The sequence below is a fragment of the Bacillus sp. FSL K6-1366 genome (genome assembly GCF_037976695.1).
GTDB lineage: Bacteria > Bacillota > Bacilli > Bacillales > Bacillaceae > Bacillus > Bacillus subtilis.
Genome location: NZ_CP150268.1, coordinates 767559 through 789945 on the forward strand (window position 1 = coordinate 767559; position 22387 = coordinate 789945).

Annotated in this window: 23 protein-coding genes and 1 other RNA gene; 5 read left to right on the plus strand and 19 right to left on the minus strand. The window is 45.0% G+C overall.

From position 1 onward, the window contains the following. Positions 1 to 7: 7 nt before the first annotated feature. From MHI44_RS04220 to MHI44_RS04255, 8 genes are all read right to left on the minus strand, one after another. Entirely contained in the window at positions 8 to 937 is a 930-nt protein-coding gene (locus MHI44_RS04220) for a peptidase U32 family protein (RefSeq protein ID WP_004399094.1), read from the minus strand. A 5-nt stretch (positions 938 to 942) separates the two neighbouring features. Then, the gene (locus tag MHI44_RS04225) at positions 943 to 1596 is read right to left on the minus strand and encodes an O-methyltransferase (protein ID WP_015251578.1); all 654 of its coding nucleotides are present in this window, start codon (positions 1594 to 1596) and stop codon (positions 943 to 945) included. Between the two features lie 151 nt (positions 1597 to 1747). Continuing rightward, positions 1748 to 2830, minus strand: a complete 1083-nt coding sequence (gene mltG, locus MHI44_RS04230; RefSeq protein WP_015251577.1) for an endolytic transglycosylase MltG — start codon at positions 2828 to 2830, stop codon at positions 1748 to 1750. Positions 2831 to 2960: 130 nt separating this feature from the next. Further along, entirely contained in the window at positions 2961 to 3242 is a 282-nt protein-coding gene (locus MHI44_RS04235; RefSeq protein WP_003246199.1) for a DUF1292 domain-containing protein, read from the minus strand. A gap of 17 nt (positions 3243 to 3259) precedes the next feature. Beyond that, complete coding sequence (gene ruvX / locus MHI44_RS04240; RefSeq protein WP_003229795.1) at positions 3260 to 3676, minus strand: Holliday junction resolvase RuvX; 417 nt, start codon at positions 3674 to 3676, stop codon at positions 3260 to 3262. 7 nt (positions 3677 to 3683) lie between these two features. Then, a complete protein-coding gene (locus tag MHI44_RS04245) occupies positions 3684 to 3950 on the minus strand; it encodes an IreB family regulatory phosphoprotein (RefSeq protein WP_003225903.1) in 267 nt (88 codons plus the stop codon). 84 nt (positions 3951 to 4034) lie between these two features. Further along, positions 4035 to 6671, minus strand: a complete 2637-nt coding sequence (gene alaS, locus MHI44_RS04250; protein ID WP_024573506.1) for an alanine--tRNA ligase — start codon at positions 6669 to 6671, stop codon at positions 4035 to 4037. Between the two features lie 330 nt (positions 6672 to 7001). Then, positions 7002 to 8063 (minus strand): AI-2E family transporter, encoded by a 1062-nt coding sequence (locus MHI44_RS04255; RefSeq protein ID WP_009967889.1) that lies wholly within the window; start codon positions 8061 to 8063, stop codon positions 7002 to 7004. Between the two features lie 155 nt (positions 8064 to 8218). On the opposite strand from MHI44_RS04255, the gene MHI44_RS04260 reads away from it, so the two are divergent. The 4 genes from MHI44_RS04260 to MHI44_RS04275 are packed head-to-tail and all read left to right on the plus strand — an operon-like array spanning position 8219 to position 11174. Beyond that, positions 8219 to 8947: an amino acid ABC transporter ATP-binding protein gene (locus MHI44_RS04260; RefSeq protein ID WP_003246180.1), complete on the plus strand. Its 729-nt coding sequence runs from the start codon at positions 8219 to 8221 to the stop codon at positions 8945 to 8947. A gap of 21 nt (positions 8948 to 8968) precedes the next feature. Continuing rightward, positions 8969 to 9790, plus strand: a complete 822-nt coding sequence (glnH, locus tag MHI44_RS04265; protein WP_032722249.1) for a glutamine ABC transporter substrate-binding protein GlnH — start codon at positions 8969 to 8971, stop codon at positions 9788 to 9790. A 60-nt stretch (positions 9791 to 9850) separates the two neighbouring features. Further along, positions 9851 to 10501 (plus strand): amino acid ABC transporter permease, encoded by a 651-nt coding sequence (locus MHI44_RS04270; protein ID WP_029727139.1) that lies wholly within the window; start codon positions 9851 to 9853, stop codon positions 10499 to 10501. Between the two features lie 16 nt (positions 10502 to 10517). Then, positions 10518 to 11174 carry an amino acid ABC transporter permease gene (locus MHI44_RS04275; RefSeq protein WP_003229784.1) on the plus strand — a complete coding sequence of 219 codons (657 nt, stop codon included), beginning with the start codon at positions 10518 to 10520 and terminating at the stop codon, positions 11172 to 11174. Between the two features lie 34 nt (positions 11175 to 11208). Here the strand turns inward: MHI44_RS04275 and MHI44_RS04280 are convergent, their stop codons facing one another. From MHI44_RS04280 to cymR, 8 genes are all read right to left on the minus strand, one after another. Beyond that, positions 11209 to 11340 (minus strand): YrzQ family protein, encoded by a 132-nt coding sequence (locus MHI44_RS04280; RefSeq protein WP_003229780.1) that lies wholly within the window; start codon positions 11338 to 11340, stop codon positions 11209 to 11211. A 21-nt stretch (positions 11341 to 11361) separates the two neighbouring features. Then, positions 11362 to 11553 carry a hypothetical protein gene (locus MHI44_RS04285; RefSeq protein ID WP_003225893.1) on the minus strand — a complete coding sequence of 64 codons (192 nt, stop codon included), beginning with the start codon at positions 11551 to 11553 and terminating at the stop codon, positions 11362 to 11364. An 11-nt stretch (positions 11554 to 11564) separates the two neighbouring features. Further along, positions 11565 to 12089: a PRC-barrel domain-containing protein gene (locus MHI44_RS04290; protein ID WP_129138188.1), complete on the minus strand. Its 525-nt coding sequence runs from the start codon at positions 12087 to 12089 to the stop codon at positions 11565 to 11567. Between the two features lie 55 nt (positions 12090 to 12144). Beyond that, a complete protein-coding gene (locus MHI44_RS04295) occupies positions 12145 to 14541 on the minus strand; it encodes an ATP-dependent RecD-like DNA helicase (RefSeq protein ID WP_004398511.1) in 2397 nt (798 codons plus the stop codon). Positions 14542 to 14565: 24 nt separating this feature from the next. Beyond that, positions 14566 to 15186, minus strand: coding sequence for a tetratricopeptide repeat protein (locus MHI44_RS04300; protein WP_202926392.1), 621 nt, complete (start codon positions 15184 to 15186; stop codon positions 14566 to 14568). A gap of 85 nt (positions 15187 to 15271) precedes the next feature. Continuing rightward, positions 15272 to 16387 carry a tRNA 2-thiouridine(34) synthase MnmA gene (gene mnmA, locus MHI44_RS04305; protein WP_004398509.1) on the minus strand — a complete coding sequence of 372 codons (1116 nt, stop codon included), beginning with the start codon at positions 16385 to 16387 and terminating at the stop codon, positions 15272 to 15274. 30 nt (positions 16388 to 16417) lie between these two features. Continuing rightward, positions 16418 to 17557, minus strand: coding sequence for a cysteine desulfurase family protein (locus MHI44_RS04310; RefSeq protein WP_032722251.1), 1140 nt, complete (start codon positions 17555 to 17557; stop codon positions 16418 to 16420). 18 nt (positions 17558 to 17575) lie between these two features. Beyond that, complete coding sequence (gene cymR, locus MHI44_RS04315; RefSeq protein WP_003225879.1) at positions 17576 to 17992, minus strand: cysteine metabolism transcriptional regulator CymR; 417 nt, start codon at positions 17990 to 17992, stop codon at positions 17576 to 17578. Positions 17993 to 18194: 202 nt separating this feature from the next. Here cymR and MHI44_RS04320 point away from each other — a divergent pair, with 202 nt between their 5' ends. Beyond that, the gene (locus tag MHI44_RS04320) at positions 18195 to 19460 is read left to right on the plus strand and encodes a replication-associated recombination protein A (RefSeq protein ID WP_015714437.1); all 1266 of its coding nucleotides are present in this window, start codon (positions 18195 to 18197) and stop codon (positions 19458 to 19460) included. A gap of 39 nt (positions 19461 to 19499) precedes the next feature. Here MHI44_RS04320 and MHI44_RS04325 read toward each other — a convergent pair whose 3' ends face one another. From MHI44_RS04325 to aspS, 3 genes are all read right to left on the minus strand, one after another. Beyond that, positions 19500 to 20264 (minus strand): tRNA threonylcarbamoyladenosine dehydratase, encoded by a 765-nt coding sequence (locus MHI44_RS04325; RefSeq protein ID WP_070547595.1) that lies wholly within the window; start codon positions 20262 to 20264, stop codon positions 19500 to 19502. Positions 20265 to 20346: 82 nt separating this feature from the next. After that, a non-coding RNA gene (gene ssrS, locus MHI44_RS04330) (6S RNA) lies at positions 20347 to 20539 on the minus strand. A gap of 60 nt (positions 20540 to 20599) precedes the next feature. After that, positions 20600 to 22378, minus strand: a complete 1779-nt coding sequence (gene aspS, locus MHI44_RS04335; RefSeq protein ID WP_015251570.1) for an aspartate--tRNA ligase — start codon at positions 22376 to 22378, stop codon at positions 20600 to 20602. Positions 22379 to 22387 lie beyond the last annotated feature (9 nt).

Consider the following 22387-nt stretch of genomic DNA (forward strand, 5'->3'; position numbering starts at 1 on the left):
CTTTTGATTAATAAACCGTTTCCTTGAAGAAGAATCCGGTATCAATTTTTCTGTTTACTGGCTGGATGCTTTCAATGCGTTCGATCCAGTCTTCTTTTTTCGCTTCGTATTCGTCACGGTTTTCCACGCACAAATCAATTGCTTCTCTGTACATTTTGGTGACTTCTATTAGGTATTCAGGCATTTTCAAAACACCATCGATTTTGAAAGAATCAATTCCGGCATCTATCAATTCCTCGAGCTCATCAATGATGCACACATCGTTCGGGCTCATGATGTGAGTGCCGTTTTCATCTTCGAAAATCGGATATTTATTATCGCGTTCTTTATCGTGTAAAAACATGCCTGATTCTTTTTTCTTTCTTTCAATGTCCATGACTTTGCCCTGATATTCAAAATAGTTTCCAATCAAAGAACGCTTCGATTGGAACATGCACGTCATTCCATGCACCTGGATTTCAATTTCGACTTCAGCATTTTCTTTAATCTCAACAATGCTGTCCATGTTTAATTCTCTGGCAAGCACAGAACGCGCCGCACCCTTGCGTCCCCAGTAGTTGCATGTATAATAGTTGGTGCCTGTCGTTTCTGTGCTCCAATGAAGCTTCAGATCAGGCGCAGATTCACGGGCAGCCATCAGCACGGCAGGATCGCCGAATACCGCTGCATCGACACCGGCTTCTGCTAAGAAAGCCAGATATTCGCCAAGCTCACCCACTTTATCATTATGGAAAATTGCATTTACAGCAACGTATACTTTTGCCCCTTCTTTGTGAGCAATCTCTACGGCTTTTGTTACATCTTCACGAGAAAATTCTCCGGCTAATCTCAAGCCGTATCTCTGTTCCCCAACTAAAAACGCAGTTGCCCCAGCCTGTATGAGCGGCAAAATGTCCGCTGTACTTGTCGGCGTCACTAAGAGCTCTGGTTTTTTCATGACGTTCACCTCTTCTTTTTACTAATCGCAAGTCCGTCCCCGACAGGAATAATCGCAGTTTGATAATCCGGATGATTCATCAGCCAATGATTATATTCATCAATTTTTGCTACAAGCCTGCGCCTTCTCTTCGGTTCTATTTTGCTGTAATCCTCTGCCACCAGACCTTTAAACAGCACGTTGTCTGTTATAACCACCCCGTCCGGTGAAAGCATCGGTTCATATAAATGAAAAAAGTTTTGATACTGACCTTTTGCAGCGTCAATAAAAATGACATCGTAAGGCGCGGTTACATGAACGGCGTCGGCTAATTCAAGCGCATCTCCGTAAAAAACATGAATCCGGTCATCAAGCTGAAATTCCTTGATATTGTTTACCGCTTCTTCATGCCGTTTCTCATTGCGTTCAATTGTATATATTTCAGCAGACGGCAGCTCCAGCGCCATTCGAATGGCTGAATAACCAATGGCCGTTCCAATTTCTAGTATTTTTTTCGGCTGTTTCACAGACAAAATTTGAAGCAGCACCTCCATGCCCGCTTTTTCCATGATCGGGACATGATGTTCTTCTGCATATGCTTCAAGCTTCTTCACGTTATCCGGCCGAGGCTTTAATAATGCTTCTATATAGTCATTTATTTGTTCATACCGGTCAGTCACTACAAACAGCCTCCCGTTCTAAAAAGGAGTGCCCCAGTCTTATGCGCAGGACACTCTCTGAATACATCATGATACATCGGTAAACAACCCGATATATTTTATCATAAAACCTTGCGGAAAGCGAACAAAAGGAGAGCTTTTTGCTCTCCTTTTATTTCTCATTTTTTGAGGAAATGTATTTTTCTTTTGCTTTATTATGCTCTTTTAGCGTTTTTGTAAATACGACCTCACCATTTGATTTGGCCAAGAAATACAGATAGTCCGTTTTATCCGGATGCAGCGCCGCTTCCCATGACGACATGCCCGCATTGGCAATCGGCCCTGGCGTCAGCCCTGTGTTTTTATACGTATTGTATGGTGAATCGATTTCCAGATCCTTATAAAGAACCCGATCTTTATGCTTGCCTGCCGCGTACAGCACGGTCGGATCTGTTTGGAGCGGCATTTTCTTTTTCAGGCGGTTATAAAAGACGCTCGCAATTTTGTGGCGGTCGGCTTTTTCAGTCGCTTCTTCTTCTATCAAAGAAGCCATCGTCAGCAGCTTATGCACAGAAAGTTTGTTTTTCTTCATTTCTGATTTATATGTTTCCACATAAGAATTTGTCTGCTTAATCATTGCCTTGATAATGTCTTCAAGTGATGTGTCCGGATCGTTAAAAGGGTATGTAGCCGGGAATAGGTACCCTTCAAGCGGGTGCTTAATGTTTTTATTGAAAACATCATTTGTCACAGTGTCCGGGAATTCTTTCTTCAGCTGATTGATAAATGTTTCATCGTCCAGCTTCGCTATGACTTGTTTTTTAGAGTATTTTGTTTCATCAGCAATAGCAGACGCGATTTGGGTCAGCTGTGCTCCCTCAGTCACTGTGATTTGAAAAGCGTAGCCTGTAGCCCCGCTTGTCAGCTTCTGAATAATGGCATCTAAATCCATACCTTTATTCAGATGGTAGAATCCGGCCTGAAACCCGGAAGCACCTTTATATTTCACATAGTACTGAAACGCCTTCTCGCTTTTTATGACATCATTTTTCTTTAATATCGATGCGATGGCTGAAACAGACGAACCGCTCGGAATGTTAATATTAACTGTCGTTTTACTGTCTTTTTCAACAGGTTCAAGCAATGATTTCCCATATAAAAATGCCCCGCCAATGATGAGAAACAGCACAACAATGGAAGACAGTATGATTCTTTTTTTATTAAAAAACGATTTTTTTTGCTGATTGATATACATTAGGTCTCCTCCCATCAGCTCTTATACTACATGATTCATTGTATTTCGGCAATTTATTACAAAAAGAGGCCTGCATAAAGCAGAAAAAAGCCGGAGCAGTATAGCTCCGGCTTTGGTTTGGCGCGATGTTTTACTCTTCGTCTTCGTCCGCTAAGAATGTGTTTAGTGTTTCTTCGATCATATCCCATTCTTCGTCAGTTTCAATCGGGAATAGCTCACCGTTTTCACCGTCTTCGTTTGGCGTGAAGCTGGAAGCAAGAATTTCTACTTCTTCGTCATCTTTTGATTCGATTGGATAGTACAAGACATAAGATTTGCCAAACTCTTCATTTTCAAATGTAAACAGCACTTCACAAAGCTGTTCATTTCCTTGATCGTCAACAATTGTAATATTTTTTTCGCCGTGTTCCATTTTCTTCACCTCTGGCTTTAATTTAAGCTGTCAAGATATCCTTGTAAAATCATAACAGCCGCCATTTTATCAATGACTTTTTTTCGTTTTTGCCTGCTGACGTCAGCTGCAATCAGCATTTTTTCAGCCGCCATTGTGGTAAGACGCTCGTCCCACAGCACAACAGGAACATTGTACGTTGTTTCAAGCACTTTCGCAAATGTTTGGCTGGCTTCGCCTCTCGGGCCGACTGTTCCGTTCATGTTCTTAGGAAAGCCGAGCACGATTTTATCTATAGTATAGTCCTTTATCAGTTCAGATAAACGGGATAAACCATAATCGCCTTCTGCTTCATTTATCTTTATGGTCTCAATGCCTTGAGCAGTCCAGCCCATTTCATCGCTCAGAGCTACACCGAGTGTTTTGGTTCCTAAATCGAGTCCTAATATTCTCATTCTTTATTTACGCCTCTTTATGCTGTTCTAAATAAGACTTTACCAATTCCTCGATTAATTCGTCTCTTTCAAGTTTGCGAATTAAATTGCGAGCGTCACGATGCCTAGGAATATAAGCGGGATCACCTGACAGCAAGTATCCGACAATCTGGTTGATTGGATTGTAGCCCTTTTCCTGAAGCGCGTCATACACTGTAATCAGCACCTCATTTACGTTAGTCTCAGCAGAATCATCGGAGAAATTAAATTTCATCGTTTTATCAAACGAGCTCACCGTTTTGCACCTCTTTCCCAAATTCGCAGGCAAAGTTCAGCCTGGGGTCCTAATCTTACCATCATTCTACACTACATGGGCGAATTATAAAACGGATTTCACCCAATCTTCTACAGAAGCCAAGGCTTCTTCTAATTTTTCCGGCTGTTTGCCGCCTGCCTGCGCCATGTCCGGACGGCCTCCGCCGCCTCCGCCGCAAACTTCCGCAGCTTGTTTAACCAGCTTGCCGGCGTGAAGGCCTTTCTCAATGAGGTCCTTTGTGACTCCGGCAGAGATATTAACTTTATCGTTTTGTACCGCACCAAGCACGATCACCGCAGAGCCAAGCTTTGCTTTGAGTTCATCGACCATAGTGCGGAGATGATTCATGTCTTTTGCATTCACTTTTGCCGCAAGCACGTTTACGCCGTCAACTTCTTTTACTTTCGACAGGATTGCTCCTGCTTCCACGTTGCCTAGTTTTGCAAGAAGAGATTCATTTTCTCTTTGTGCTTCCTTCAGTTCAGCCTGCAGAGCCGCGACCCGTTTCGGCACTTCTTTGATATTTGTTTTCAGCTCGTCAGCGGTCTGCTTCAATACAGAAATCTGGCTGTTCATTTCGACGTAAGCGCCTTGTCCCGTTACAGCTTCAATCCGTCTTGTGCCTGCGCCGATTCCAGATTCAGAAACGATTTTAAACAAGCCGATTTCTGCTGTATTTCTGACATGGCAGCCGCCGCACAGCTCTAAGCTGTAATCTCCAACTTGAACGACACGGACAATATCGCCATATTTCTCGCCGAACAGTGCCATCGCACCCATTTCTTTTGCTTCAGCGATCGGTTTCAAATCAATGCTGACCGGGATGCTCGCCCAGATCTTTTCGTTTACGATTCTTTCAATTTGTTCAAGCTCTTCTTTTGTCACTTGGCCAAAGTGCGAGAAGTCAAAACGAAGACGGTTTTCCGTTACAAGAGAGCCCGCCTGATTGACATGAGTTCCAAGAACATCTTTTAGAGCCTGATGCAATAAATGCGTTGCCGTGTGGTTTTTAATGACGCCGCTTCTCATATGGTCTTCAACTTCAGCAGTAACATGCAGGCCTTTTTGAACAGTGCCGCTCTCCACAACACCTTCATGCACATGCTGGCCGTTCGGCGCTTTTTGAACATCTTTAATTCTTACAACTGCCTGCTCGCTTCGGAGATAGCCTTTGTCGCCGATTTGGCCGCCGCTTTCTGCATAGAACGGTGTTTCATCAAGAATGATTTGAACGCTTTCTCCTTCATGAGCCTCTTCGATTAATTGGCCGTCCTGAAGAAGCACAATGATATTGGCATCAGCTTTGGTTTGAGAGTAGCCGACAAATGTGCTTTCAACTGTCACGTCGCGCAGTGCGCCGCCCTGCACCTGCATGCTGCCGACATCCTGGCGGGCGTTTCTTGCCCGTTCACGCTGCTGGTTCATTTCCTCCTCAAAGCCCTCATGGTCAACCGTCATGTTCTCGTCTTCTGCGTATTCTTCAGTCAATTCAACCGGGAATCCATACGTATCATACAGTTTAAACACATCAGCACCTGAGATAACGCTGCTGCCCTTGTCTTTTTCTTTTTTGATCATTTCTGACAGGATCGCAAGCCCTTCATTTAGGGTCTCATGGAAGCGTTCTTCCTCGGTTTTAATGACTTTTGCGATGAAATCCGCTTTCTCTTTCACTTCAGGATAGAAATCAGCCATGATTTCTGCGACAACCGGCACTAAATCAAACATGAACGGACGATGGATGTTGATCGTTTTGGCATAACGCACGGCACGGCGTAATAAGCGTCTTAATACATAGCCGCGGCCTTCATTTGACGGCAGCGCACCGTCACTGACAGCAAAGGCAACCGTTCTGATATGGTCAGCAATCACTTTAAACGCAGTGTCTTTCACATTGTCTTTGCCATATGTTTCACCAGAAATCGATTCTGTTGCTTTAATGATCGGAATAAACAAATCGGTGTCAAAGTTTGTCGGAACATTCTGGATGACAGATACCATTCTTTCAAGACCCATGCCTGTATCAATGTTTTTCTTTGGAAGCGGTGTGTACGTGCCGTCAGGGTTATGGTTGAACTCTGAGAACACAAGGTTCCATACTTCCAGGTAACGGTCGTTTTCCCCGCCTGGGTAAAGCTCCGGATCTTCTGGATCATTACCGTATGCTTCACCGCGGTCGTAAAAGATTTCCGTATTCGGTCCGCTCGGCCCTTCACCGATATCCCAGAAGTTCCCTTCCAGACGGATAATTCTTTCTTCAGGAATACCGATTTTTTTCGCCCAAAACTCATATGCCTCTTCATCTTCAGGATGAACCGTAACAGAGAGAAGCTCTTTGTCGAAGCCAATCCACTTGTCGCTCGTTAAAAACTCCCAAGCCCATGTAATGGCTTCTTCTTTGAAATAATCGCCGATGGAAAAGTTTCCGAGCATTTCAAAGAAAGTGTGATGGCGCGCAGTTTTACCTACATTTTCTATATCGTTTGTTCTGATCGCTTTTTGAGCGTTTACGATTCTTGGATTTTCCGGCACGACACGGCCGTCAAAATATTTTTTCAGCGTCGCAACACCGCTGTTGATCCAAAGCAGTGAAGGATCCTCATGAGGCACTAATGACGCGCTTGGCTCTACCGCATGTCCTTTTTCTTTAAAGAAATCCAAAAACATTTGACGCACTTCCGCAGAAGTTAAGTGTTTCATTGTATTTCCTCCTCTATAAAAATCGAAATTCTCTTCAGTGACAGCAAAAAAGCCCTCCCCCTATGCAAACCAACGTTTACACAGGGACGAGAGCTGTCTCGCGGTACCACCCTGATTACGGGCATTCATTCGCCCGTCACCTTTAACCCTGTAACGCAGGATAAGCGGCAGTGATTAACTGCACTCAGGATTAGCTTCCTCCGATCTTCTGATAAAGCTCCTTTCAGCTTATGGAGCTTCTCTCTTTAACAGGGCTTCGGCGTACTCAGATCCGTCACTCGAGATTCGTATGTATTCTACGAGAAATTATAGACAAGCGGCACGCCGATGTCAATGCTCCGTCCTCATCCGCAAAAAATGGATCATCATTACTTTTAAAACAGCCGTCGCAGGAACAGCCAGAATCATCCCGACGATTCCCGCAAGCTCCCCTCCGGCAAGGAGTGCAAGCATGATAACGACCGGATGCATTTTAAGGCTTCTGCCGACAATGAACGGACTGAGGATATTCCCTTCCATAAACTGCAGAATAAACACCGTAATCACCACAACAAGAACCGCCTTGACTGAGATCGTCATCGCAATTAACAACGCAGGAACAGCTCCGATGAAAGGGCCAAAATACGGGATGACATTCGTTACTCCAGAGATAAGGCCAAGTATCAGCGGATATGGAAGCCCAAATACCCAGAACGAAATGCCTGCAATCACGCCAAGAATCAAGCAGACCAAAAGCTGGCCGCGGATATAATCGCCAAGCGAATCATCCACATCCCGCAAAAAGGCGCTGCCCCGCTTTCTCCACGACTTCGGAGTCAAGTACCATACTGTCTTTTTCATTAACTCAATGTCCTTCACCATATAAAACACGAGAAAAGGGATTGTTGCAGCAATTAAGAAGTAATCAAGCACATTGCGGATCCCGCTGATCGCACCCTCGATCGTTCCCGCAAAAAACGCCTCCGTCTGGCGGATCATTTTATCTATACGGTGATGCATACCATCAGGCCAGTCATCCGTATGGTTATGCACATGAAGAAGAAGCCCGTTATACGTTTCGGCAAACATGGGTATATTTTCTGACAGATCCGTCAGCTGCACGATTAAAACAGGCACCCCTTTATACAACGCCCAGCCAATCCCGCCAAAAAAAAGAACATAAATGACCAAGATGCTCAAAGTCCTAGGCAATCCTTTGCCATGCAGCCATTCTGTGACCGGAAGCAATAAATAAGATATAAAAATAGAAATGATCAAGGGAATAAAGATCGTTTTTATGACGAGCCAAAAGGGTGACCATAACATATCAAGCATAAAAAAGACATAGACTGTTAACAGAACCAGCAAACAAATAGCCACCCACAACAAAAGCTGCACCGGTTTTTGGAGCATCTGCTTTCACCTCACCTATATCTTTTGAGGTTTACAAGGAATTATTCTTTATGTTTCTTTAGTCAGTCAGAAGTCATGGACATTTTTTCACTTTTAATTTTCAGAAAAGTTTGATCATTTACTTTTTGGTCAAATTTTCTGATAGGAGGATTGCGATGATCACATTTCAAAATGTAAACAAGCATTACGGAGATTTTCACGTGTTAAAACAAATTAATCTTCAAATCGAAAAAGGTGAAGTCGTTGTTATCATCGGCCCATCCGGTTCCGGTAAAAGCACATTGCTCAGATGCATCAACAGACTTGAGTCGATCAATGAGGGAGTGCTTACAGTAAACGGCACCGCCATTAACGACAGAAAAACTGATATCAATCAAGTGCGGCAAAATATCGGGATGGTGTTTCAGCACTTTCATTTATATCCGCATAAAACAGTGCTGCAGAACATCATGCTGGCTCCGGTAAAAGTGCTTAGACAATCACCTGAACAAGCAAAGGAAACGGCGCGGTACTATCTTGAAAAAGTCGGCATCCCAGACAAGGCTGACGCCTATCCTTCCCAGCTTTCCGGCGGGCAGCAGCAGCGTGTTGCCATCGCAAGAGGACTGGCGATGAAGCCGGAGGTCATGCTGTTTGACGAGCCGACATCAGCACTTGATCCTGAAATGATCGGTGAGGTGCTGGATGTCATGAAAACACTCGCCAAAGAAGGCATGACAATGGTTGTCGTGACACACGAAATGGGGTTTGCCAAAGAAGTTGCCGATCGGATTGTCTTCATTGACGAAGGAAAAATTTTAGAAGAAGCAGTGCCGGCTGAATTTTACGCGAACCCGAAGGAAGAACGGGCCCGCTTATTCTTAAGCCGTATTTTAAATCATTAAAACAGAAATGGGGGAGCTTGTATGAAAAAGATTTTTTCTTTAGCATTGATTTCTTTATTCGCTGTCATCTTGCTTGCCGCTTGCGGCAGCAAGGGATCAAACGGAGAAGCCTCAAAGGAGAGCAAAAAAGATACGCTAGCCGCCATTAAAGACAATGACAAAATTGTCTTCGGCGTAAAAACGGACACTCGACTGTTCGGTCTTAAAAATCCAAGCTCAGGTGAGATTGAGGGTTTTGATATTGATATTGCCAAACAAATCGCTAAAGACATTTTAGGTGATGAGAAAAAAGCTGAATTTAAAGAGGTCACCTCAAAAACAAGGATTCCTATGCTGCAAAACGGGGATATCGACGCCATTGTCGCCACAATGACGATCACTGAAGAACGAAAAAAGGAAGTTGACTTTTCTGATGTCTATTTCGAGGCCGGGCAATCGCTGCTCGTGAAAAAAGGCAGCAAAATCAAGAGTGTCGAGAATCTTGGCAAAGGCTCAAAAGTTCTTGCAGTAAAAGGCTCCACCTCCTCTCAAAACATTCGTGAAAAGGCGCCTGAAGCATCTGTTTTAGAATTTGAAAACTACGCAGAAGCCTTTACAGCCCTTAAATCGGGGCAAGGCGATGCCCTCACCACAGATAATGCGATTTTATATGGAATGGCTGATGAAAATAAAAATTATCAATTAACAGGAAAGCCTTTTACAGATGAGCCTTACGGGATCGCCGTGAAAAAAGGGCAATCTGCTCTCGCGAAAGAAATCAACGCTTCACTTAAAAAGATGAAGTCGGATGGCAGATACGATGAAATTTATAAAAAATGGATCAAAGAAGACCCAGCTGAATAACAACCATCCCGGGATGAGCAGGCGATGCTCATCCCAATTTGATAAGGAGTGAATAGGCAGATGAATGTGTCAATTCTTTTCGATAACTTCGGCATGTATATGGACGGTTTTTACCATACCTTGCTCGCAAGTGTTATCGCGCTGGCCGGCAGTTTTGTCCTCGGCGTTGCTGTAGCGGTTATGAGAATAACAGTCTTTAAGCCGCTGCAATGGTTCGGGACCGCATATGTAGAATTCATCCGCAACATCCCTCTTCTTTTAATTACCTTTGTTTTCTATTTCGGACTTCCAAACGCAGGCCTGAGGCTTGACGGTTTTCAAGCGGGAACGGTTGCTCTCACCATTTATACCTCTGCGTTTATCGCTGAAGCCATCAGAGCAGGCATCCAGTCTGTTTCAAAAGGGCAGATGGAAGCGGCACGCTCGTCAGGCTTTACCTACAGCCAAGCCATGCTCCATATCATTTTGCCGCAGGCAATCAAAATCGTCATTCCGCCTTTAGGCAATCAATTTTTAAACTTAGTCAAAAACTCTTCGATTCTTGGGGTTGTGGCCGGATTGGATCTTATGTACCAGGCTGATTTAGTCTCGTCGAGCACACTCGTTGTATTTGATGTTTATATTTTCGTGGCGCTTTTTTACTTAGTGCTGACGATTCCGCTTAGCATCGGTGTTAACTATCTGGAAAAACGGCTGGAAAAAAGCTATTGATAAGGAGTGAGTTACATTGGATTTCATCGGTGCTTATTCACAGGAGCATTTAGCGTTTTTATGGGATGGCTTTCTCGTCACCTTGTACGTTGCTTTCATCTCCATCATTCTGAGCTTTTTCTTCGGTTTAATCGCAGGCACCCTGCGTTATGCGAAAGTTCCCGTTCTTTCTCAATTGATTGCAGTTCTCGTTGAAACGATCAGAAACCTCCCCTTGCTGTTAATTATTTTCTTTACGTTTTTTGCCCTTCCGGAAATTGGGATTAAGCTTGAAATTACAGCTGCTGCAATTACAGCACTAACGATTTTTGAATCCGCTATGCTATCTGAAATTATCCGAAGCGGACTGAAATCAATTGACAAAGGACAAATTGAAGCGGCGCGCTCCTCCGGGCTGAGCTATACACAGACCCTGTTCTTTATCGTTATGCCGCAAGCGCTTCGCCGCATGGTTCCGCCCATCGTAAGCCAGTTTATTTCTTTATTAAAAGATACATCGCTCGCTGTTGTGATCGCCCTGCCTGAACTGATTCACAACGCGCAAATTATTAACGGCCAAAGCGCTGACGGCAGTTATTTTTTCCCGATCTTTTTACTTGCGGCCCTTATGTATTTCGCAGTCAACTACAGCCTTTCACTCGCAGCAAGACGCCTCGAGGTCCGGCAAACATAGAAAAGGATACTCTTTGGAGAGTATCCTTTTTGCATTAAAACATTTTCGTAATTCTTCTTCTCATCCGCTTCATGCTTCGATTATTCAGCATGTCAGATTGAGTCGCCATTCGGTACACGAGAGCTCCGGCACCCATTGCCAAAAGAGAAGTCATCGTCCGATTCATCCTGCGCATCTCCTTTCATGATTAAAAATTGATGCTGCGTTCATCCTCAGAAAACAAATCATCCAAGCTGCTTAACGTTCCGTCTTCTTCCACCTGATGAGTTGCAATCTTCCCTTTCGCCACTGTCAGTTCAATAAAACAGCCCCAGCAATAATATTGGTTCACGCCGATTTTGCCGATATCCTTACTTTTGCAATTCGGGCATATAAGCATACCTCACACCTCTATCCGTTCAGAACGATCTCGTCTTTCCGCACCTCGACAAGCGAATCCGCTCTTTGGATCTGGCGCTTGCTTCCCGCCAGGTCAGAAAAGAAACCGTCCGAAAGTTCATATGCTACGATTATGCCCCTGTCCAAACAAAAGTATACATCTTCCAGCATTCCCAATATATCGCCCTCTTGCGATTTCACAAGCTTCATCTTCATCTGCTCGTATGTGAAGCATAATTTCGGAAGAGGCAAAAGCTGTTCTGAACTGACCGAAGCCAATATGCGGTCATCAAGAATGGAAGAGATATCACACGCCCGTAATAGCGCATGATGATGATGCAAAAAGCGTTTTTGTGCAAGAATAAACCCAAGACAATCTCCTTTCAGAGAAAAACAAATATCGGAAATTGTCCCAAGATAACTAGAAGTTCGTTCTGAGTATACTGGGAATCCTTCTACTTCATGGCATGTTCTCAAAGTGTGATCAACCACCTTTTGTTGAACAGGCTTAGGTTTTGCTTTGCGCCTTAGACTCATACGATGAAATCAATTCCACTGCAAATGAAAAAACTCCCGCTTACACGGGAGCATTTTATTGCTGTTCTTCTTTCATAAAATCGAATGGTGTAATGCCTTCCATGCCAATGTTGGCGTCGTGTACGCTGAACGGGAGCTCTTTTTGCAAAGCCTCAAGCTCGGCATCCATTTCCTCAACCTGTACGGACAGCCTGTTTTTCAAGGAGGTCTGTCTGACAGTTGCATCATTATTTTTCACGCCCCACTCCAGCGCCTCCTCTTCCCCGCATAAAATGAGAAATTTCTTCGCTCTTGTAATCGCGGTATAAAGAAGGTTTCTTCTGAGCATTCTATAATAGCCTTTCACAACAGGCAAAACCACAATCGGAAATTCACTTCCCTGCGATTTATGAATAGAACAGCAATACGCATGGGTAAATTGATTAAAATCTTTTTTCGTAAACGTCATTTCATTGCCATCAAAAGAAACGACGGCCATGTCTTCTTTTTCTGTATTTTCCTTTGCATAAAATATCGACGTGATTTCGCCAATATCTCCGTTGAACACATTGTTTTCCGGCTGATTGACAAGCTGCAAAATTTTATCTCCGGTTCTGTAGACAACATCCCCGAACTTCAATTCTCTCCGTTTTTCTTTAGGAGGATTTAAAATGTCCTGCAGCATCACATTCAATTCATTAATGCCGGCTTTTCCTCTGTACATCGGAGCGAGGACCTGAATGTCCTTTGCTGTATAGCCTTTTTTCAATGCATTGGCGACAACCTTCTCAACTACTTCTTTGATTTGCGACCCGCCGCAGCGAATAAAGGAACGGTCCTTTGTCGGGGCAGTCAAATTATTCGGCAGCAATCCATTTTTCATCTGGTGGGCAAGCTCGACGATTGATGACCCCTCCGCCTGGCGATAGATGTCTGTCAGTCTCACAGTCGGAATCACCTGGGATGCCAGCAGGTCTCTGAGCACTTGTCCCGGACCCACGGATGGCAGCTGGTCTTCGTCTCCGACAATGATGATTTGTATATGATCAGGGATCGCCTTGAACAAATGATTCGCCAGCCATATATCAAGCATACTGGCTTCATCGATAATTAACAGCTTCCCTTCGATCGGCTGATCCTCTGTATGAGTAAAGCCTTCAGCGCCGTTCCAGCCAAGCAGCCTGTGTATCGTAACTGCAGGGAGTCCCGTTGATTCACTCATCCGTTTTGCTGCTCTCCCTGTCGGAGCGGCCAAAACAATCGGAAAAGCTTCATCCTTTTTATAAGCTGACGGATCTAGTGACACACCGTGAAGCTCTCCGTAGAGCTCGACAATCCCTCTGATTACCGTCGTTTTCCCTGTTCCCGGGCCGCCTGTTAAAAGAAGCATCGGCGAGGAAAGGGCTTTTTGAATCGCTTCCTTCTGGCTGGGGGCATACTGAACGTCCATCCGTTCTTCCAGTTCTCCCAACGCGAGCAAAAACTCTGATTCGGGAAACTGGTTCTCATATTCGGTTTGGCTAGCGATATGTTTCACACGCTTTGCAACGTTTTGTTCTGCGTAAAACAGCGAAGGAAAATAACAGCGGCCATCTTCTATGACAATGTCTTTATTTTCTCCAAGGGCAATAATTGCGTTAGCGGCATCCATTTCTGTAATGCGCTGCCCTTCCCTTGCTGACTGGTTTAACAGTGATTGAGTGTCGATGATCAGCTGTTCCGTTTCTATGTACGTGTGCCCCTCTGACAGACAAGTCGTTTCAAGCGTGTACAAAATAGCAGCTTTTACCCGCTCAGGATGATTACCCGAAAGACCCATTCTGCTGCCCAGCTCATCCGCTTTTCCAAACCCGATGCCTTCTACATCCTTCACAAGCTGATAAGGATTTTCCTGAATCTTTTCAAGCGTCTCGGATTCATAGGCTTGATAGATTTTCATAGACAGCTGCGGGCCAAAGCCAAACTGATTCAAGGAAATCATGATTTGCTCCAGTCCCTGATGCCGCTGCAATGCGCCAGCCAGCGTGTCTGCTTTCTTTTTTGAGAGTCTGGGAACATCATAAAGCACTGAAGCATCAGCCAATATTTTATTAATGGCGCTGTCGCCCAGCTTTTTCACAATTTCTTCAGCTGTTTTTTTGCCGATCCCCTCGAATAAATCACTCGATAAATATTGAATGATGCCTTCCTTAGTCGTTGGAATCTCCTTTTTGAAATGCTCCGCCTGAAATTGGAGCCCGAATTTTGGATGGGTTACGATCTTTCCGTAAAACGTGTAGGTCTCTTCTTCTTGAAGCGCAGGGAAGTAGCCCGTCACGGATACGGCTTTATCTTCAATGGCTTCGGAGGTCTCTGTGACTTTCACTTTCAGAACCGTATATAAATTGGTGTCATTATGATAGATGACTGTGTTGACTGTCCCTTTTAAATAGGGCTCTTCCTCCAGTTTAAGCTGATCCGGATGCTGCTGCACGAGCTGTCCCTCCTCCTGTGCCTGTTATGATGGATCAATCAGTTTTTTAGCATGAAGCGCAAGCATATGATCTGGCTGGATATCGATTGCCTTGTCCAGCATTTCCAGCGCTTTTTCTCGGTTTTCTTTATAAGCATAAGCGACACCGGCATTATAAAATGCATCTGCATGCCCCGGGTCTTGCTCTGTCACAGCTGCGAATTGGCTGAGCGCTTCGTCCAGCATGCCCTCGTTGGCTAAGCACATCCCGAATTGAAAACGCGCTTCCGTATCGTTTTCATTCAGTTCGACTGCTCTTTGTAAATATGGCAGTGCAAGCTTAGGCTGTTCGAGCTTGACAAGCACCGTTCCGAGCATGTAAAACAGGTCGCCGTTTTCCATCCCCGCACGAAGCGCTTTTTCAAACATGTCTTTGGCTTCTTTGTACATTTCTTTTACAACATAGACATTTCCTGCTCCATAATAAGCAGTGGCTGCGCTATTGTCTAATTCAAGCGCTTTATCATAAAACGCAAGCGCACGTTCCAGCTCGTTTACGGATGAAAGCAGGTTGGCAAAATTGATATACGGAATCGCGTCTTCTTTATTTTCTTCAATCGCTTTTGTAAATGCCTCTGCCGCTTTCTCGTAATCGCCTTCCTGCATCGCCTCTATACCGAGTTGATTATAATCCACCGATCATCTTCCTTTCATTAAAAAACCCCAACTCAGTGTTGAGGTTTTTCATCTTTTATACGTACCACAATTTTGTTCCGTCTTTGTACACATCATCAATTGTCCCGCCGCCAAGGCATTCTTCGCCGTCATAGAAGACAACGGCTTGTCCCGGCGTTACAGCGCGGACTTGTTCATCAAAGATGACTTCCGCTTCACCTTCGCCAGTCATGCGCACTGTTACTTTATGATCCTCTTGGCGGTAACGGAATTTAGCCGTGCAGGAAATCTCTTCGCCCTTCATGATATCCGAACGTACCCAGCTGATATTTGTTGCTGTGATTTTGTCGGAATATAAAAGCGGGTTATGGAACCCTTGATCTACGTAGAGGATGTTCTTTTCAAGATCTTTGCCTACCGCAAACCACGGCTCGCCGCTTCCGCCGATGCCAAGGCCGTGACGCTGTCCGATCGTATAGTACATCAACCCGTCGTGGCGGCCTTTTACTTCGCCGTCCATCGTCATCATATCGCCAGGCTGTGCAGGGAGATATTGGCTGAGAAACGTTTTGAAGTTGCGTTCGCCGATAAAGCAGATGCCTGTACTGTCTTTTTTCGTCGCTGTTGCAAGTTCTGCTTCTTTGGCAATTTCACGCACACGGCTTTTTTGAAGTTCGCCGATCGGGAACATGACTTTGCTCAGCGTATCTTCTGTCAGCTGATTCAGGAAGTACGTTTGATCCTTGTTTTCATCAATGCCGCGCAGCATTCTGACTTTTCCGCCGCTTCTGTCTACTCTTGCATAGTGGCCAGTCGCTAAATAGTCGGCGCCAAGTGACAATGCATGCTCCAAAAAGGCCTTGAATTTAATTTCTTTGTTGCACAATACATCCGGGTTTGGTGTTCTGCCTGCTTTATATTCATCAAGGAAGTATTGAAATACCTTCTCATAATATTGCTTTTCAAAGTTTACGGCATAATACGGAATTCCGATTTGGTTGCAGACGCGGATCACATCTTCATAATCCTCTGTCGCCGTGCAAAAACCGTTTTCGTCCGTATCATCCCAGTTTTTCATAAAGATTCCGATTACATCATAGCCCTGTTCTTTTAACAGCAGGGCCGCCACAGATGAGTCTACTCCGCCGGACATGCCGACGACGACTCTTGTATCCTCCGGCCGTTTTTCCATTTCATTCACTCCAATTACTACGCCGCCTTATTATGTCAGCCGTTTGACAACGTCGGCCACATGTTTGGCAGCAGTTTTCACTTGCTCAGCCGTATTGCCGAGGCCGAAGCTGATTCGAATAGAGGACGTCAGCCGGTCACTCTCTTCGCCGAACATAGCAGTCAGAACATGTGACGGCAGGACTGAACCGGCCGTGCACGCTGAACCGCTGGAGACAGCGACACCAGCCATATCAAGATTAACCAGCAGCGCTTCCACTGACACACCGGGGAAATAAAGATTCAGAACATGCGGCAGACTATGCTCTTTGTCCCCGTTGACCTCGAATGCCACACCTGCATCTCTAAGCGTGTCGGCAAAGATTGCTTTAAAAGATTGATACTTCTCGTTTTTTTCGTCACGTTCTTCACTTGACAGCTTGATCGCTTCTTTCAGCCCGACAATGCCTGGAACATTTTCCGTTCCGGCACGGCGTTTTCTTTCTTGCTCTCCTCCGAATAAAAGGGGTGAAAGCTTCACATCTTTACTAGCATATAAAAAGCCTGTCCCTTTTGGCCCGTTGAGCTTGTGCCCGGAAACAGACAGAAGGTCAATATGGCTGTTTTTCACGTCAATTGGCAGCAACCCGAATGCCTGAACAGCATCGGTATGAAAATAAGCTTTGTGTTCCTTTAACAGCTCACCGATTTCTTCGATCGGCTGCACTGTTCCAACTTCATTATTTCCATACATCACTGTCACAAGGATTGTATCATCACGCAGTGCTTCTTTCACCTGTTTTGCACTGACTCTTCCATTTTGGTCAACGTCCAGATACGTTATGTCAAATCCGTCTTCCTCAAGTTTTTCACATGTGTGAAGCACGGCGTGATGCTCAATTTTTGTTGTGATGATATGTCTGCCAAGATCTTTTCTTGCAAGTGCGGTTCCCATGATCGCCAAGTTATCAGCTTCCGTTCCCCCGCTTGTAAAAATGATCTCCTGCTCTGCCGCTCCGATTTCTGCTGCGATCTGCGCTCTTGCTTCATCCACCCATTTTCGAGATTCTCTGCCAAATGAATGAATACTGGAGGGATTACCGAAACTGCCGGAGAAGTGCGGTATCATTTTTTCCAGCACGCGCTCATCCATCGGAGACGTTGCGGCATGATCTAAATAAATCCGTTCCATTATGTTTACACCTCTGATCTAAATATAGAACATATAAGCTTCTTGCTCTCCGTCTGTATAGCTGGCAAGATCCTCTAATGTTGTACTGTCCAAAACCTCTTTTACAGCATCCCGGATGCGAATCCAGAGCTCACGCTTGGCAGGCTCCTCATCTTCCAGCACTTCAACAGGGCTGATCGGCCCCTCAAGCACACGGATAATATCTCCCGCGGTAATGGCATCCGGCTCACTGCCTAATACATATCCGCCATATGCGCCTCTGATGCTTTTCACTAAACCGGCATTTCTGAGCGGCGATACCAGCTGCTCCAAATAATGCTCGGACAAATTATTCGTCTGTGCGATGCTTTTTAATGAAGTCGGGCCTTCACCGTGCTTTTTTGCAAGCTCGATCATAATGGTGAGCCCGTATCTTCCCTTAGTTGATATTTTCAACATGAACACCTCTGTTATTTCATGATTTTCCACATTTATAATGGTAATTTCTATATGTTTCGTCCGTTTATTATCTTATAGACCAACTGTTATTATAACATACCTTCAGCGAATTTTCATTGAGGCAGAAGGAAAGGGGCCTTTACCCTTTTCTAATGTACGGTTTTCCGTTACCCTGTAATTAAGTAAGGAGAGATGATAGATGAAGCCATTGGCATATCGGATGCGTCCTACAAAAATAGAGGATATTATCGGCCAGCAGCATCTGGTGGCTGAAGATAAAATTATTGGCAGAATGGTCCAGGCAAAACATTTGTCATCCATGATTTTGTACGGGCCGCCCGGAATTGGAAAAACATCAATCGCAACAGCAATCGCCGGTTCAACAAGTATTGCTTTTCGAAAGCTGAATGCTGTCATTAACAATAAAAAAGATATGGAAATCGTAGCTCAGGAAGCCAAGATGTCCGGCCAAGTGATTTTGATTCTGGATGAAGTCCACAGGCTGGATAAAGGAAAACAGGATTTTCTATTACCCTATTTAGAAAACGGAATGATCATTTTGATCGGAGCAACGACGGCTAACCCGTATCATGCCATTAATCCGGCGATCAGAAGCCGGACCCAGATTTTTGAGCTTGAACCGTTAACACCTGATCTGATTAAACAGGCACTGGAACGTGCGCTCCATGATGAGCATCGGGGCCTTGGCACCTATTCTGTATCCATTGATGATCAGGCGATGGAGCATTTTGCCCACGGATGCGGAGGAGATGTCCGCTCCGCTTTAAATGCGCTTGAGCTTGCCGTGTTGTCAACGAAGGAGTCAGCAGACGGTGAAATTCACATTACATTAGAAACCGCGGAAGAATGCTTGCAGAAAAAAAGCTTTTCTCACGATAAAGATGGTGACGCGCATTATGATGTACTGTCCGCTTTTCAAAAATCGATCCGCGGCTCTGATGCCAACGCTGCTCTTCACTATTTGGCTAGATTAATTGAAGCCGGTGATCTGGAGAGCATCGCAAGACGATTGCTTGTTATCGCCTATGAAGATATCGGTTTAGCAAGCCCGCAAGCCGGTCCTAGAGTGCTGAATGCTATTCAGACCGCTGAGCGAGTCGGGTTTCCTGAAGCGCGAATCCCGCTGGCCAACGCAGTTATTGAGCTTTGCCTCTCACCGAAATCAAACTCTGCCATTCTGGCAATCGATGAGGCCCTGGCAGATATCAGAGCCGGAAAAATTGGTGATGTCCCGAAGCATTTAAAAGACGCGCATTATAAAGGAGCTCAGGAATTAGGAAGAGGAATCGACTATAAATACCCGCACAATTACGACAACGGTTGGGTCGAACAACAATACCTCCCTGATCCTCTGAAAAATAAGCAATACTATAAGCCGAAACAGACTGGAAAATTCGAATCCGCCTTAAAGCAGGTGTACGATAAATTAATGAAAAGAAAATAAAACAAAAACAGCCTTGATCATCAAGGCTGTTTTTATGCATTATTTATCCTTCACACGTTTGATCTCAATGTCTTTCAAAAGATCCATGACAACATGGCCGCCCATAATCAAACCTGCAACTGACGGCACAAAAGCATTAGAGGAAGGCGGCATTTTTGCTTTACGGATTTTCGCTTCGTCATTTCCCACTTCTTTTCTGACATCTTCCCGAATGACAATCGGGCTTTCATCAGAGAAAATCACTTGGACGCCTTTTTTGATACCCTCCTTGCGTAATTTCGTACGGACGACCTTCGCAATTGGATCAGTGTGCGTTTTTGAGATATCAGCGATTTGGAAGCGTGTCGGATCCGTTTTATTTGCAGCACCCATGCTGGAGATGAGCGGAATATCCCGTTTTAGACATTCTTTCATTAAATGTATTTTATAACAAATGGTGTCTGACGCATCAATGACATAGTCAAGATCATAGTCAAAAAATTGCTCATACGTTTCCTCCGTATAGAACATTTTTAACGCGATCACTTCGCACTTCGGGTTAATGTCTGCGATCCGCGCCTTCATTAAATCAACTTTCGGCTGTCCGACAGTTGAAAGCAGCGCGTGAAGCTGACGGTTTACATTTGTAATGTCGACATCATCTTTGTCGACAAGCAGAATGCGGCCGACGCCTGACCGCGCGAGAGCTTCCGCCGCGAACGATCCGACTCCCCCGACTCCAAGCACAGCAACTGTGCTGTTTTTCAGCGTTTCAAGGCCTTCTTTTCCGATAGCTAATTCATTGCGTGAAAACTGGTGTAACAAGAACCTCACTCCACATTCGTATTCTGGTTTCATCTATAAAATGGCTGATCCATGAGCAGCCGTTTTTTCTGCGCACAAAAAATAAAGTCCCAATAGTGCCGTTGCAGCTTTCCTTTGTTTTGAACCCGCTCTCAGCAGGTGGGTGCCCTCTTTTAAATCTTGTAAGTCCTCTTTACCGAATGAAAAGAGGCATGTACGCCATTTAAAAATGCGGGCTCCCAAATCAAAAAAATGTTCGGTCAAAACTAGGTGTACAACTAACACATCAGGACTTTATTTAACTTGTCAAAATCATATCACAGACGATTTTGATTTTCAAGAATCGAACTGCACATTCAGTTCTTAACTTTTTTCTTGATAGAAAGATGAAGCTCGTCAAGCTGGGCGTCGCTTACTTCGCCTGGCGCTTCTGTCATCAGGCAGCTTGCACTTGCCGTTTTCGGGAATGCAATCGTATCTCTCAGGTTCGTACGTCCAGCGAGAAGCATAACGAGACGGTCTAAGCCAAGTGCGATTCCGCCGTGCGGAGGAGCGCCGTATTCAAATGCTTCCAGCAGGAATCCGAACTGTTCAGCCGCTTCTTCTGGTGAGAAGCCGAGAAGCGCAAACATTTTTTCCTGAATATCCTTTTCGAAAATACGGATTGAACCGCCGCCAAGCTCATAGCCGTTTAAGACGAGGTCATAAGCTTGTGCTTTCATGTCTTCAGGCGCTGTTTCAATCAGCTCAAGGTCTTCGCGGACAGGCATTGTGAACGGATGGTGCGCTGCGTAAAAACGGCCTTCTTCCGGATCATGCTCTAATAGCGGCCAGTCGATGACCCATAAGAAATTGAACAATTTTTCGTCAATCAGCCCGCGCTCTTTCCCAAGCTTTAAGCGCAGGGCGCCGAGTGATGCGGCCACAACTTCGAATTGATCCGCTCCGAACAGCAGCAAATCACCTTCAGCAGCATCAAGTGCTTCAATCAGCTTAGACTGCTTTTCTTCATCAAAGAATTTAGCGATCGGGCCTTTCACTCCGTCTGCCTCAACCTTCACCCAGGCAAGCCCTTTTGCCCCGTAGTTTGCAGCAAAAGCGCCAAGAGCGTCGATGTCTTTTCTGGAGTAATCGCCGGCACCGCCTTTTACATTGATGGCTTTGACCACGCCGCCGTTTGCTACAGCTGATGAGAACACTTTAAATTCCGTATCCTTTACAATGTCAGACACATCCGTCAAAAGCATGTCAAAACGCGTATCCGGTTTATCAGACCCGTACTTGTTCATTGCTTCGTCATACGTCATTCGAGGAAGAGGAAGCTTAAGTTCCTCACCTTTTGTTTCACGCATAACCTTTGCCATCATCTCCTCAGCCAATGACATAATGTCTTCCTGGCTCATAAAGGACATTTCAATATCAATTTGCGTAAACTCAGGCTGGCGGTCCGCACGCAAGTCTTCATCGCGGAAACAGCGGGCAATTTGATAATATCGTTCAATGCCTGATACCATCAGAAGCTGTTTAAATAGCTGCGGGGACTGCGGCAGCGCGTAGAACTCACCTTCGTGCACACGGCTCGGCACCAAGTAGTCACGTGCGCCTTCAGGCGTGCTTCCTGTTAAAATCGGCGTTTCAATATCAAGAAACCCATTTTCATCTAAAAAGCTGCGAACAGCTTTCGTCACGTTATGGCGCAGCTGCATCGTCTGGAACATAGCCGGTCTGCGCAAATCTAAGTAACGGTGTTTTAAACGAACGTCCTCTGACACTTCTTCAGCTTGATCAGAAATCGCAAATGGGGGTGTCTTTGCAGCATTTAATACGTTCACTCCATCAGCATGTATTTCGATCGCGCCTGTTTTCAAATTCGGATTAACTGTTCCCTCTTCACGCGCCACCACTTTTCCTTGAATATCAAGCACGTATTCATTTCTGATGCCTTCCGCAACAGCAAGCGCTTCTTTTGACACATCAGGGTTAAAAACGACTTGAACAATTCCCGTACGGTCACGCAAGTCAATAAAAATCAATCCGCCGAGGTCTCGTCTTTTTTGGACCCAGCCTTTCAGCGTTACAGATTCGCCAATTGCTTTTTCAGTTATATCACCGCAATAATATGTTCTTCCAAACAATGCGTTTCA

Bases quoted from the DNA above. Each gene is read 5' to 3' on its own strand.
- MHI44_RS04255 (WP_009967889.1), bottom strand. From the start codon at position 8,063: ATGCTCCAAAAACCGGTGCAGCTTTTGTTGTGGGTGGCTATTTGTTTG.
- MHI44_RS04280 (WP_003229780.1), bottom strand. From the start codon at position 11,340: ATGAATCGGACGATGACTTCTCTTTTGGCAATGGGTGCCGGAGCTCTC.
- MHI44_RS04300 (WP_202926392.1), bottom strand. From the start codon at position 15,186: ATGCAGGAAGGCGATTACGAGAAAGCGGCAGAGGCATTTACAAAAGCG.
- mnmA (WP_004398509.1), bottom strand. From the start codon at position 16,387: ATGGAAAAACGGCCGGAGGATACAAGAGTCGTCGTCGGCATGTCCGGC.
- MHI44_RS04290 (WP_129138188.1), bottom strand. From the start codon at position 12,089: ATGAGTCTAAGGCGCAAAGCAAAACCTAAGCCTGTTCAACAAAAGGTG.
- MHI44_RS04260 (WP_003246180.1), top strand. From the start codon at position 8,219: ATGATCACATTTCAAAATGTAAACAAGCATTACGGAGATTTTCACGTG.
- MHI44_RS04285 (WP_003225893.1), bottom strand. From the start codon at position 11,553: ATGCTTATATGCCCGAATTGCAAAAGTAAGGATATCGGCAAAATCGGC.
- MHI44_RS04310 (WP_032722251.1), bottom strand. From the start codon at position 17,557: ATGGAACGGATTTATTTAGATCATGCCGCAACGTCTCCGATGGATGAG.
- MHI44_RS04320 (WP_015714437.1), top strand. From the start codon at position 18,195: ATGAAGCCATTGGCATATCGGATGCGTCCTACAAAAATAGAGGATATT.
- glnH (WP_032722249.1), top strand. From the start codon at position 8,969: ATGAAAAAGATTTTTTCTTTAGCATTGATTTCTTTATTCGCTGTCATC.
- ruvX (WP_003229795.1), bottom strand. From the start codon at position 3,676: ATGAGAATATTAGGACTCGATTTAGGAACCAAAACACTCGGTGTAGCT.
- MHI44_RS04270 (WP_029727139.1), top strand. From the start codon at position 9,851: ATGAATGTGTCAATTCTTTTCGATAACTTCGGCATGTATATGGACGGT.
- alaS (WP_024573506.1), bottom strand. From the start codon at position 6,671: ATGAAACACTTAACTTCTGCGGAAGTGCGTCAAATGTTTTTGGATTTC.
- mltG (WP_015251577.1), bottom strand. From the start codon at position 2,830: ATGTATATCAATCAGCAAAAAAAATCGTTTTTTAATAAAAAAAGAATC.
- MHI44_RS04235 (WP_003246199.1), bottom strand. From the start codon at position 3,242: ATGGAACACGGCGAAAAAAATATTACAATTGTTGACGATCAAGGAAAT.
- MHI44_RS04220 (WP_004399094.1), bottom strand. From the start codon at position 937: ATGAAAAAACCAGAGCTCTTAGTGACGCCGACAAGTACAGCGGACATT.